General features: G+C 42.0%; 9 protein-coding genes, 1 tRNA gene and 1 pseudogene. 9 read left to right on the plus strand and 2 right to left on the minus strand.

Features of this window, described 5'->3' with window-relative positions; genetic code table 11:
• Positions 1-52 precede the first annotated feature (52 nt).
• The 5 genes from pckA (at position 53) to DXA05_RS22485 (ending at position 6838) form a co-directional block, all read left to right on the plus strand.
• Positions 53-1660 (plus strand): phosphoenolpyruvate carboxykinase (ATP), encoded by a 1608-nt coding sequence (gene pckA, locus DXA05_RS22460; protein ID WP_004317539.1) that lies wholly within the window; start codon positions 53-55, stop codon positions 1658-1660.
• A 150-nt stretch (positions 1661-1810) separates the two neighbouring features.
• Complete coding sequence (locus DXA05_RS22470; protein WP_009038949.1) at positions 1811-3118, plus strand: hypothetical protein; 1308 nt, start codon at positions 1811-1813, stop codon at positions 3116-3118.
• Positions 3119-3235: 117 nt separating this feature from the next.
• Positions 3236-5728 (plus strand): glycoside hydrolase N-terminal domain-containing protein, encoded by a 2493-nt coding sequence (locus DXA05_RS22475; RefSeq protein ID WP_128859649.1) that lies wholly within the window; start codon positions 3236-3238, stop codon positions 5726-5728.
• Positions 5729-5759: 31 nt separating this feature from the next.
• The gene (locus DXA05_RS22480) at positions 5760-6317 is read left to right on the plus strand and encodes a chromate transporter (RefSeq protein WP_128859650.1); all 558 of its coding nucleotides are present in this window, start codon (positions 5760-5762) and stop codon (positions 6315-6317) included.
• On the plus strand, positions 6314-6838 hold the full coding sequence (locus DXA05_RS22485) for a chromate transporter (protein ID WP_118220172.1): 525 nt from the start codon (positions 6314-6316) through the stop codon (positions 6836-6838). The genes DXA05_RS22480 and DXA05_RS22485 overlap by 4 nt, the downstream gene beginning before the upstream one ends.
• Before the next feature lie 91 nt (positions 6839-6929).
• Here DXA05_RS22485 and typA read toward each other — a convergent pair whose 3' ends face one another.
• Complete coding sequence (gene typA / locus DXA05_RS22490) at positions 6930-8729, minus strand: translational GTPase TypA (RefSeq protein ID WP_004317549.1); 1800 nt, start codon at positions 8727-8729, stop codon at positions 6930-6932.
• A gap of 155 nt (positions 8730-8884) precedes the next feature.
• Between typA and rpsO the strand changes: the two genes are divergently transcribed.
• The 3 genes and pseudogenes from rpsO to DXA05_RS22505 all read left to right on the plus strand — a co-directional run bounded on the left by rpsO (position 8885) and on the right by DXA05_RS22505 (position 11599).
• The gene (gene rpsO, locus DXA05_RS22495; protein WP_004296393.1) at positions 8885-9154 is read left to right on the plus strand and encodes a 30S ribosomal protein S15; all 270 of its coding nucleotides are present in this window, start codon (positions 8885-8887) and stop codon (positions 9152-9154) included.
• A gap of 185 nt (positions 9155-9339) precedes the next feature.
• Positions 9340-9915 carry an XRE family transcriptional regulator gene (locus DXA05_RS22500; RefSeq protein ID WP_004296396.1) on the plus strand — a complete coding sequence of 192 codons (576 nt, stop codon included), beginning with the start codon at positions 9340-9342 and terminating at the stop codon, positions 9913-9915.
• 35 nt (positions 9916-9950) lie between these two features.
• Positions 9951-11599: pseudogene (locus tag DXA05_RS22505) on the plus strand (AMP-binding protein).
• Positions 11600-11746: 147 nt separating this feature from the next.
• On the opposite strand, the gene DXA05_RS22510 reads toward DXA05_RS22505, so the two are convergent.
• A complete protein-coding gene (locus DXA05_RS22510) occupies positions 11747-12829 on the minus strand; it encodes a mannose-1-phosphate guanylyltransferase (protein ID WP_004317553.1) in 1083 nt (360 codons plus the stop codon).
• Positions 12830-12993: 164 nt separating this feature from the next.
• Between DXA05_RS22510 and DXA05_RS22515 the strand changes: the two genes are divergently transcribed.
• Positions 12994-13077 (plus strand) — tRNA-Leu (locus DXA05_RS22515).
• The last annotated feature ends 351 nt before the right edge of the window (positions 13078-13428 follow it).

Raw genomic sequence — 13428 nt, forward strand, 5'->3', positions numbered from 1 at the left:
AAGGTGAAAAGAGATAGAAAACAAAATACCAATTTTAATTAATTCAAAGAAAATGGCAAATTTAGATTTAAGCAAGTACGGCATCACAGGTGTGACTGAGATTTTGCACAATCCGTCTTATGATGTTTTGTTCGCTGAGGAAACAAAACCGAGTCTGGAAGGCTTTGAAAAAGGTCAAGTTACTGAATTAGGCGCTGTGAATGTAATGACAGGTATCTACACCGGTCGTTCTCCTAAAGATAAATTCTTCGTTAAGAATGAAGCTTCTGCTGATTCTGTATGGTGGACTTCCGAAGAATATAAAAACGATAACAAACCATGTACTGAAGAAGCTTGGGCTGACTTGAAAGCTAAAGCTGTAAAACAACTTTCCGGCAAACGTTTGTTCGTTGTTGATACTTTCTGTGGTGCTAACGAAGCTACTCGTATGAAAGTACGTTTCATCATGGAAGTAGCTTGGCAGGCTCATTTCGTAACTAACATGTTCATTCGCCCGACTGCTGAAGAACTTGCTAACTACGGAGAACCTGATTTCGTATGTTTCAACGCTTCTAAAGCAAAAGTTGACAACTACAAAGAACTGGGCTTGAACTCTGAAACTGCTACAGTATTCAACCTGAAGACTAAAGAACAAGTAATCCTGAATACTTGGTACGGTGGTGAAATGAAGAAAGGTATGTTCTCTATCATGAACTACATGAACCCGCTTCGTGGTATCGCTTCTATGCACTGCTCTGCTAACACTGATATGGAAGGAACTAGCTCTGCTATCTTCTTCGGATTGTCTGGTACAGGTAAGACTACTTTGTCTACTGACCCGAAACGTAAATTGATCGGTGACGACGAACACGGATGGGATAACGAAGGTGTATTCAACTACGAAGGTGGTTGCTACGCTAAGGTTATCAACTTGGATAAAGAAAGCGAACCAGATATCTACAATGCTATCAAACGTGACGCTTTACTTGAAAACGTAACTGTTGACGCTAACGGTAAGATTGATTTCACTGACAAGAGCGTGACTGAAAACACTCGTGTTTCTTATCCTATCTATCACATCGAAAACATCGTTAAACCGGTTTCTAAAGGTCCTCACGCAAAACAAGTTATCTTCTTGTCGGCTGATGCGTTCGGTGTATTGCCTCCAGTATCTATCCTGAACCCGGAACAGGCTCAATACTACTTCTTGTCTGGATTTACAGCTAAATTGGCTGGTACGGAACGTGGTATCACTGAACCGACTCCGACATTCTCGGCTTGTTTCGGTGCTGCTTTCTTGTCATTGCACCCAACTAAATATGCAGAAGAACTGGTTAAGAAGATGGAGATGACTGGTGCTAAAGCATACTTGGTTAACACTGGATGGAATGGTTCTGGTAAACGTATCTCTATCAAAGATACTCGTGGTATTATCGACGCTATCCTTGACGGTTCTATCGACAAAGCTCCTACTAAGGTTATTCCTTTCTTCGACTTTGTTGTTCCTACAGAACTTCCGGGTGTTGATCCGAAGATCCTTGACCCACGCGACACTTACGAATGTGCTTGCCAATGGGAAGAAAAAGCTAAAGATTTGGCTGGACGTTTCATCAAGAACTTCGCTAAATTTACTGGTAACGAAGCTGGTAAGGCTTTGGTTGCTGCTGGTCCGAAACTCTAATTGGAGAATCAGATATAATATGGAAGGCGGTTCGATTTCGAACCGCCTTTTTTATTGCTATACTGTGTCTTTCTATGAAAAGGAATACTGTCTGTTTAGTTTTTTTTCCTATATTTGTCAAAACGAGACTATTTACTTTTAAAGACAGCTATGACGTATCTGGATACAGACAAACAGACCTATGCGGATTTAAGCATAACGGAGACTGCAAACAATGAGCAGTTTCTTTTCTCTTTGTTTTCTAAAACAGAGACGAAAGAAGGAAAATCATTGATGATGAACTGGGTTATGTATCCGCTAAGTGATTTGGATATGATCCGCAAAAGGCAGGAGGCTGTTGCGTGGGATGCTTTACCTGAACTTCTTTTGAATGAAGAAGAACTGGATTTTATTGAATATTATCTGGCTTATCGCGACCAGATCAGGGAAGCACACGTCTTACTGTCATGTGCTACTGTCATAGATCGCCTGTTGAGATATGATTCAACCCGTTATGTTATTTGTCGGGGAGTGAAATTGGTAATACATTTGCTGCATTGTTTGGAGAGGTGGGCGAAAGAATTGGATGAGGATGCCCCACAATTGATGAAGGAGTCAGCCCGTATGGTGAATGATATTTTGTCCGGAAGTGAATTAGGTGAAGTCTTGGAACAGACTTCTGGAGAAGAAAGGCGGCTATCTAATTATACGATAGATAAATACGATTATCTATTTCGATGTACCCGTTTGTTGTCTTTGAAAGAATTATTATCAGTTTTGTATTTATTGGATGTCTGTCGGACAGCTCACCGGGTAGCGAGAGAGAAAAATTTCTGTTGTACACCGAAAGTGGTGGAAACAATGGATTTTTCGGTTGAGGGTGTAGTTCATCCTTTTGTGAAAAATGTACGGGAGAATAGCTGGGTGATGTCTCGGGGAAATATCAGTATTTTTACGGGTTCTAACATGGCGGGAAAGTCAACCACTTTAAAAGCACTGACTTTGGCTGTCTGGCTGGCGCATTGTGGACTGCCTGTCCCGGTGAAGTCAATGGTTTGTCCTCTTTACGAAGGTATTTATACTTCTATTAACTTACCAGACTCTTTGCGTGACGGGCGAAGCCATTTCATGGCAGAGGTTCTTCGTATAAAAGAAGTGATGCAAAAAGCGCTTACAGGAAAACGTTGTTTGGTCGTTTTGGATGAAATGTTTCGCGGAACTAACGCTAAGGATGCTTTTGAGGCTTCTCTTGCAGTCAATGAATTATTGAAAAGATTCTCTTGTTGCCATTTCCTTATATCAACTCATATTCTGGAGTATGCGAAAGCATTTGAAAAAGATCCTGCCTGTTGTTTTTATTATATGGAAGCGGAAATTATTGACGATGCATTTGTTTGTCATCATCGGCTATTGCAGGGGATTTCGGAGGCTAGGGTAGGATATTGGGTCGTGAAAAAACTACTGGCCGGTTTGATATAGTTTCACCTTATTATTGTGTCCATTAAGACAGTATTTTATTTTTATTAAAGGCATATTTTGATTACTTTTGTACAAACCATATACGAGAGAATAATCTTGAATAATAATGCGACAACCATGAAGAAACTCTATTTCTTTCTTATCTGCTCTTTGTTTCTTGTCTCCGGACTTTACGCAGGTGAAACTGATTATACCAAAGGACTTTCCATCTGGTTTGATACTCCCAATACTTTGCAGGGGTATGCCGTGTGGTATGGGGGAAGACCGGATCTGTGGAAAGGTGGTGATAAACCGGAAACAGCAGGAAATGCAGGTCATAATCCGGATCCCGCTTGGGAATCGCAATCATTACCGATAGGGAATGGTAGTTTAGGTGCGAATATCATGGGGTCGGTGGAAGCTGAACGTATTACCTTTAACGAAAAAACGCTTTGGCGTGGCGGCCCGAATACAGCGAAAGGGGCGGACTATTATTGGAATGTCAATAAACAGTCGGCTCATCTTTTGGATGAAATACGTCAGGCATTTACGGAAGGAAATCAGGAAAAGGCTGAAATGCTGACACGTCAAAACTTCAACAGTGAGGTGTCTTATGATGCTGACGGAGAAACACCTTTCCGTTTCGGCAGTTTTACTACCATGGGAGAGTTTTATGTAGAAACGGGATTGAATATTATAGGGATGAGTGACTATAAACGTATTCTTTCTTTGGACTCTGCAATGGCAGTTGTTCAGTTTAAAAAGGATCATGTGGCTTATCAGCGCAATTATTTCATTTCTTATTCAGCCAATGTGATGGTGATGCGTTTCAGTGCGGATCAACCGGGTAAACAAAACCTGGTTTTCAGTTATGCGCCTAATCCGGTGTCTACCGGGAATATGGCTTCTGACGGTAATAAAGGACTGGTGTATTCCGCATCTCTGGACAATAACGGAATGAAATACGTCGTTCGTATTCAGGCGGAGACAAAAGGCGGAACCTTGTTTAATGCAGATGGAAAACTGACGGTGAAAGGTGCGGATGAAGTAGTGTTTTATATTACGGCTGATACTGATTATAAACCTAACTTTGAGCCGGATTTTAAAGATCCGAAGACGTATGTGAGTGTCAATCCGGAAGAAACAACCAGGCAATGGATGAATAATGCAGTGTTACAGGGGTATACTGCTTTGTTTAGTCAGCATTACAATGATTATGCTGCTTTGTTCGATCGGGTTAAATTGAATCTGAATCCGGCAATCAAGGGAAAGAATATGCCGACTCCCCAGCGCTTGAAAAACTATCGGGCAGGACAGCCGGATTATGATCTGGAAGAATTATATTTTCAATTCGGCCGCTATCTGTTGATTTCAAGTTCCCGTCCGGGCAATATGCCGGCGAATTTGCAGGGTATCTGGCATAATAATGTCGATGGACCGTGGCGTGTGGACTATCATAATAATATCAATATTCAGATGAATTATTGGCCGGCCTGCTCCACTAACCTGAATGAATGTATGCTTCCATTGGTCGATTTCATTCGTACGCTGGTAAAACCGGGCGAAAAGACCGCGAAATCTTATTTTGGTGCCAGAGGATGGACGGCATCCATTTCCGGAAATATATTCGGATTTACCACTCCGTTGGAAAGTCAGGATATGTCGTGGAACTTCAATCCTATGGCAGGTCCCTGGTTGGCTACTCATATCTGGGAGTATTATGATTATACAAGAGATCTTACATTCCTGAAAGAAACGGGTTATGAGTTGATAAAAAGTAGTGCGGACTTTGCTGTCGATTATTTGTGGCATAAACCGGATGGAACATATACGGCTGCTCCATCTACTTCGCCGGAGCATGGGCCTATCGATCAGGGTGCTACCTTTGTACATGCTGTTGTACGTGAGATTCTGCTGGATGCAATCGAGGCGAGTAAAGTGTTGGGCGTAGATAAGAAAGAACGTAAGCAGTGGGAGCATGTGCTTGCCAATCTCGTTCCTTATAAAATAGGGCGGTATGGTCAGTTGATGGAATGGTCGGTAGATATTGATGATCCGAAAGACGAGCATCGGCATGTGAATCATTTGTTCGGACTGCATCCGGGGCATACGGTTTCTCCGGTCACCACTCCCGAACTGGCGAAAGCTGCTAAAGTAGTACTGGTGCATCGTGGTGACGGGGCTACCGGTTGGAGCATGGGCTGGAAGTTGAATCAATGGGCGCGTTTGCATGATGGTAATCATGCTTATACCTTGTTTGGCAATTTGTTGAAGAACGGTACGCTGGATAATTTGTGGGATACACATTCGCCTTTCCAGATTGACGGAAACTTTGGCGGAACAGCCGGTATTACCGAGATGTTGCTTCAAAGTCATATAGGCTTTATTCAGTTGCTGCCTGCTTTGCCGGATGCATGGAAGGAAGGCTCTGTTAGTGGTATCTGTGCAAAGGGAAATTTTGAAGTGGATATGGTTTGGGAGAATAATCAGCTGCAAGAAGCTGTGGTTCGTTCCAATGCGGGAGGAAACTGTGTGATAAAGTATGCTGATAAGACTCTTTCTTTTAAAACAGTGAAGGGGCGTAGCTATCGGGTTGAATATGATGTGACTAAAGGCCTTATTAGACAGTAAATAGAAAATATCGGAAAATTAGAAAGTAGGAATGGTATTAGAGTATTTGAAATTGTTCGTGACGTTTGCGAAGATTGGAATGTTTACTATTGGTGGCGGTTATGCCATGATTCCGTTAATTGAACGGGAGATCGTTGCCAAACAGTGGATGAGTAAGGAAGAATTCATGGAGATGTTTGCCTTGACGCAGTCACTACCGGGTGTGTTTGCTGTGAATATTTCTATTTTTGTAGGATATAAGTTGTATAAAGTGGGCGGGAGCTTGGTATGTGCTTTGGCTACGATTCTTCCCTCCTTTGTTATTATGATGCTGATAGCCATGTTTTTTGCACGGTTTCAAGATAATGAGGTGATGATTCGCATCTTTAATGGAATACGTCCTGCCGTGGTAGCGTTGATTCTGTTTCCTTGTATTTCTGCTGTAAGAGCTCTGAAACTGAAATACCTTCAGTTGGTTGCTCCTGCCATAGCTACTCTTTTGATTTGGCAGTTTGGACTGTCTCCTATTTATATTGTATTGGCAGGAACTCTGGGAGGATTGGTATATACATTGTGGTTGAAAGAAAAAATAATGAATAAAGAGGTATGATATATTTGCAATTACTTTGGGTGTATCTTAAAATAGGTATGTTCGGTTTTGGAGGTGGATATGCGATGCTTTCCCTTATTCAACATGAGATAGTGGATATTCATCATTGGCTGACTCCCCAGCAGTTTACGGATGTGGTGGCGATTTCGCAAATGACTCCGGGGCCGATTGGTATCAATAGTGCTACTTATGTAGGGTATGCGGTAACGCAAAGCGTGTGGGGAGCGGTGCTGGCTACGGTAGCGGTTTGTTTACCTTCTTTTATTCTGGTGTTGCTCATTTCTTATTTCTTTGCGAAGTGCAAGGATAACAAGTATATTAAGGCGGCTATGTCCGGACTGTTACCTATGTCGGTTGCTCTGATTGCTTCGGCTGCATTACTTATGATGAATAGAGAAAATTTTATGGACTATAAAAGTATCGGTATTTTTGCGGTAGCCTTTTTGGTTACATGGAAATGGAATCTTCACCCTATCCTGTTGATTTGTCTGGCGGGTGTGGTAGGATTGTTGTTGTATTAGTAATGTTTGTAATACTTGCAGGAAAAAATAAAATCCCGGTAAAACACTGCGTTTCACCGGGATTTCTATTATAATATTAATGAAAGAATGGTTAGTTCTTGTTGGCACGTTTACGTTCGATTTCGTCCAAAATCACTTTACGCATACGCATTGCCTTTGGAGTAACTTCTACATATTCGTCTTCCTTAATATATTCCAGTGCTTCTTCAAGTGAGAACTGGATAGGCGGAATCAGACGTACTTTGTCATCCGAACCGGAAGCACGCATATTCGTCAGCTTCTTCGATTTGGTTACGTTGATAACCAAGTCGTTGTCATGAGAGTGCTCGCCTACTACCTGTCCTGCATAGACTTCGTCCTGCGGGAAAATAAAGAACTTACCGCGATCCTGTAATTTGTCGATGGCATAAGCAAAAGCTGTTCCGCTTTCCATAGCAATCATAGAACCATTGGTACGGCGTTCAATTTCTCCTTTGTGCGGCTGATATTCTTTGAAACGGTGTGCCATAATGGCTTCACCGGCAGAGGCCGTCAGTACATTGGTACGCAAACCGATGATACCGCGTGAAGGCATATTGAATTCAAGATTGATGCGTTCGCCTGTATTTTCCATCTTTACCATTTCACCTTTACGGCGGGTAACCATATCAATAATCTTGCTGGAATATTCTTCCGGAACGTTGATGGTCAACTCTTCAATCGGTTCGCATTTCACACCGTCGATTTCTCTGAAGATAACCTGTGGCTGACCTACCTGCAATTCATATCCTTCGCGACGCATTGTTTCAATCAATACAGAAAGGTGGAGTACACCACGGCCGGAAACAATCCATTTACCGTCTTCTTCACTCTTTCTTACGCGGAGGGCCAGGTTCTTGTCGAGTTCCTTCATCAGACGGTCGTGGATGTGGCGTGAAGTCACAAACTTGCCATCCTTACCGAAGAAAGGAGAATCGTTGATAGCAAACAACATACTCATGGTCGGTTCGTCAATTGCGATGGGTGGCAGTGCTTCCGGACTTTCGAAATCACAAACTGTATCTCCAATCTCGAATCCGTCAATACCTACCAGCGCGCAGATGTCACCGGAAGAAACCTCATTTGTTTTCACACGGCCTAAACCTTCGAAAACATGGAGTTCTTTAATTTTGCTCTTGAACATATCGCCGTTACGTTTCACAAGCGTTATATTCATACCTTCTTTTAATGTACCACGATGTACGCGACCTACGGCAATACGACCGGTATAAGAAGAATAATCCAGAGAAGTAATCAACATCTGGGGAGTACCTTCCAACTGTTGCGGTGCCGGAATGTTTTCGACGATACAATCCAGTAGCGGAGTGATGCTGTCAGTTTGTTGCTGCCAGTCGGTGCTCATCCAGTTGTTTTTGGCGGAACCGTAAATCACGGGGAAGTCCAACTGATCTTCTGTTGCGTTCAAGCTGAACATCAAGTCGAAAACCATCTCGTAAACTTCTTCCGGGCGGCAGTTAGGTTTATCTACCTTATTAACTACCACAATGGGTTTCAAACCGATTTCGAGCGCCTTTTGCAGTACGAAACGAGTCTGGGGCATCGGACCTTCGAAGGCATCTACCAACAGAATACAGCCATCGGCCATATTCAATACACGTTCTACCTCACCACCGAAGTCGCTGTGTCCCGGAGTATCAATAATATTAATTTTTGTACCGTTGTAATTGATGGATACGTTTTTGGAAAGAATCGTTATACCACGTTCACGTTCCAAATCGTTGTTATCCAGGATAAGTTCACCACTATTTTGGTTGCTGCGGAATAAATTTCCGGCCAATAGCATCTTGTCAACCAGCGTTGTTTTCCCATGGTCAACATGGGCAATGATTGCAATGTTTCGAATATTTTGCATATAATACCTATTATTTGGCTGCAAAGGTACGAAAATAGGATTAGAAATATGCGCAATGATAGCAATTTTTTCTTGTAAATCGTTGTGTGATATAAAGATAATGCCTATCTTTGCACGCTCAAAAGAATAATTTATCAATTAAAATTCTAAGAATTATGTATTTAGACGCTGCTAAAAAGCAAGAAATCTTCGGAAAGTACGGAAAGTCTAACACTGACACCGGCTCAGCTGAGGCCCAAGTGGCATTGTTTTCCTACCGTATTTCTCACCTGACTGAGCACATGAAGCTCAACAGAAAAGATTATAGTACTGAAAGAGCGTTAACAATGTTGGTAGGTAAGCGTCGTCGCTTACTCGACTACCTGAAAGCAAGAGATATCGAAAGATATCGTGCTATTGTTAAAGAGCTCGGTTTGCGTAAGTAATCTACTTGTCGCGAAAAGATTTAAAGCCGTTCCTCATGATAGAGGAGCGGCTTTTTTTAGTTTCTTCTTTTTCTTCCTGACAATCGTATTTTCTTTGGTTATAATTGTATTCATCTAAAGATTTTGCTATTTTTGCAGCTTAATTATTATAATTTATCACCTTTGATAACTAAAATGCTTTCAAAATGGATACAAGTAAGATTGTTGGCGAAAAAATTAAAGCCCTCCGCGAAGATAAATCAATAAGCATAGAAGAGTTGGCGCAACGTTCAGGTTTGGCTATCGAACAGGTTGAACGTATTGAGAATAACATTGATATACCTTCTCTCGCACCGCTGATTAAGATTGCGCGTGTGTTGGGAGTACGTCTGGGTACTTTCCTTGATGATCAGGATGAAGTCGGACCGGTCGTATGCCGTAAGAAAGAAGCCAAAGATGCGATCAGTTTTTCCAATAATGCGATTCACTCTCGCAAACACATGGAATATCACTCGTTGTCCAAGTCAAAGGCGGACCGTCACATGGAACCGTTTATTATCGATGTGATGCCGACGGAAGATACCGACTTCGTGCTTTCTTCTCATGAAGGAGAAGAGTTTATCATGGTTATGGAAGGTATCATGGAAATCAGCTATGGCAAGAACACCTATCTGCTGGAAGAGGGTGATAGTATTTATTATGATTCCATTGTTCCTCATCATGTACATGCTTATGAGGGACAGGCTGCAAAAATCCTGGCAGTAGTTTACACACCGATTTAATGAAATAGTAGGAACCAAGACTTAAGTATAATTACATGCAATTATTTGATCGTACTTTGGGGCAGTGGCTGGAGCACTGGGCTGAAGAGACTCCCGATAAGGAATATATCGTATATTCCGACCGAAATCTCCGTTTTACCTGGAGTCAGTTGAACCGTCGTGTGGATGATATGGCAAAAGGCTTATTGCCATTGGTGTGGAACGTGGTACTCATGTGGGTATCTGGGCGGCTAATGTTCCCGATTGGTTGACATTGTTATATGCCTGCGCGAAGATTGGTGCGGTATATGTTACAGTGAATACGAACTACAAGCAATCGGAGTTGGAGTATCTTTGCCAGAACTCGGATATGCATACGCTTTGTATTGTGAATGGTGAGAAGGATAGTGATTTTGTGCAGATGACATACACGATGCTTCCTGAATTGAAGACTTGTGAGCGTGGACATTTAAAGAGCGAACGCTTTCCATATATGCGAAATGTAGTATATGTAGGTCAGGAAAAACATCGTGGTATGTATAATACAGCGGAGATCCTGCTGTTGGGAGATAATGTGGAAGATGACCGTTTGAACGAACTAAAAAGCAAAGTGGATTGTCACGATGTGGTAAATATGCAATATACGTCGGGCACTACCGGTTTCCCGAAAGGGGTGATGCTGACACATTATAATATTGCCAATAATGGATTTCTGACGGGGGAACACATGAAGTTCACGGCAGATGACAAACTTTGTTGTTGCGTTCCGTTGTTCCATTGTTTTGGGGTAGTATTGGCTACCATGAACTGTCTGACTCATGGTTGTACACAAGTGATGGTAGAACGTTTCGACCCGTTGGTTGTGCTGGCCTCTATTCACAAAGAACGTTGTACGGCTCTTTATGGTGTGCCGACTATGTTTATCGCCGAGTTGCATCATCCGATGTTCGATCTCTTTGATATGTCTTGTCTTCGTACAGGTATTATGGCCGGTTCGCTGTGTCCTGTCGAACTGATGAAGCAGGTAGAAGAGAAAATGTATATGAAGGTGACCAGCGTCTACGGATTGACAGAAGCCGCTCCCGGTATGACGGCCACCCGTATTGATGATCCGTTCGATGTACGTTGTAATACGGTAGGACATGATTTCGAATTTACGGAGGTGAAGGTGATTGACCCTGAAACAGGTGAAGAATGTCCGGTTGGTGTACAAGGTGAAATGTGTAACCGTGGTTATAATACCATGAAAGGATATTATAAGAATCCGGAAGCAACGGCGGAAGTGCTTGATGAAAACAACTTCTTGCATTCCGGCGACTTGGGTATTAAGGATGAAGATGGAAATTACCGGATTACCGGACGTATCAAAGATATGATTATTCGTGGTGGCGAGAATATTTATCCGCGCGAAATAGAAGAGTTTCTTTATAAGCTTGATGGAGTGAAAGATGTTCAAGTAGCTGGTATTCCTTCTAAAAAGTATGGTGAGGCAGTCGGAGCATTTATTATTTTGCAGGAAGGAGTACAAATGCAGGAAGCCGATGTACGTGATTTCTGCAGAAATAAGATATCCCGTTATAAGATTCCGAAATATATTTTCTTTGTGAATGAATTCCCGATGACGGGTAGTGGAAAGATTCAGAAGTTCAGATTGAAAGATCTGGGACTGCAACTTTGTAAAGAGCAGGGTATAGAGATTATTTAGAGACTCATGATTATTTAAAGACACACAAAGTTTTTCGATTATAAACAGTGAACGGTGAACTCTCTGCAATCAATTATGCGGTTTGTTCACCGTTCACTGTTTGTATGGTCTTATCCGGTTTTGTCTCCGGCGTCAGGTTGCGTGTTATTAAATGAAATCATCGCCCAGTTGCATTTGGGCGTCGTTTACATATTTACGGATGGCATGTTCTTCATCTTTGCGGCAAATCAAAAGAACGTTGTCCGATTCGGCTATCAGAAATCCTTCCAGTCCATCGATAACGGCCAGTTTGCCTTTCGGAAGTACTACCATATTATCTTTACTATTATATATAAGTGAATGGCACTTCAGCGTAACATTGCCTTCCGGGTCTCTTTCCGATAAATCATAAAGTGATCCCCAAGTTCCAAGATCGGACCAGCCAAAATCTCCTAATGATACATACACATTATCCGCTTTCTCCATAATGCCGAAGTCGATGGATACATTAGGACATGCTGGGAAATTTTCTTCGATGAATGCTTTCTCCTTGTCGGTGGCATAAATATCTTTTCCCGGTGCCAGTTTGGAAGCTAATTCAGGCAGTAAATCTTCACTTGCTTTGATGATTGTATTTACATTCCACATAAATAGGCCGGAATTCCAATAAAATTCTCCGCTCTCTACGAATACTTTAGCTAATTCCAGTTCCGGTTTCTCTGTGAATGTTTTTACTTTATAGAAGTTTCCTCCTGCGGGTTCGTCTATTTGTATATATCCGTACCCTGTTTCCGGGCGATTGGGTTTAATACCTAATGTCAGTAGCTTTTCCGAGCGTGAAACAAAATCAAGTCCTTTTTCGATAGCGGCAAGAAACTCATCCTCTTTTAAAATTAAATGGTCTGAAGGAGCGACTACGATATTGGCGTTCGGGTTCAGTGCCCGGATGTGGTAAGCGGCCCATGCTATACACGGAGCGGTATTTCGTCTTGCGGGTTCCAGCAGAATCTGTTCTTCGTTCACTTCGGGCAATTGTTCCTTCACTAAGTCCGCATACATTGCATTGGTAACGATGAAAATATTTTCTGTTGGGATAACCTTTTGGAACCGGTCGAAAGTCTGTTGTAAAAGTGAACGGCCCGTTCCGAAGAAATCTAAGAATTGTTTGGGCAATGTTTTGCGGCTAAACGGCCAGAAGCGGCTTCCAATGCCGCCACCCATAATCACGCAATAATTATCCTGGTTTGTCATGATAGTGACTCTATTTTAAAGTTTCTGCTAATGTACGGTTTATTCTCTGAATAGAGAAGTGTTTAAGATATGTTTTATTATTTTTTTCTCCTTTTTTTTGCCAAACTATTGTGGAATCAAAATAATGTCGTATCTTTGCACCGCAATTGAGAAATCAAGTATGCGCCCAGATGGCGGAATCGGTAGACGCGCTGGTCTCAAACACCAGTGGATTCACTTCCATCCCGGTTCGACCCCGGGTCTGGGTACTAATAAACCTTCATAAATAGCTAATTAAGAGGCTTTTATGAGGGTTTTTTCTTTTTCTGCTGAAACATTACTGAAACTTTTATGAGAAATAGCTGTTTGGAAGTATTTGGGGATCTATGTGAGTGAATTAAAGTGGCTCAGTCTGAAAACGGCTCAGTCTGAAACCTTGGGGGATTGCGTTAAAATTCTTATTTTTGCATCATGAAAACATCCTCTTCCCAAACGATTGATCCTGTTGCTTCTTTAAGCTTGTTCTTGCCTTCAGGAATCCTTGATTACTTTACCCTAGTCAATCATGTTTCTCAGGATACTTGCTTTATTCTTTATTTAGAGGAGAAAGCCACTATTCC

The sequence above is a fragment of the Bacteroides sp. AM54-2NS genome (genome assembly GCF_003602935.1).
Classification (GTDB): domain Bacteria; phylum Bacteroidota; class Bacteroidia; order Bacteroidales; family Bacteroidaceae; genus Bacteroides; species Bacteroides xylanisolvens.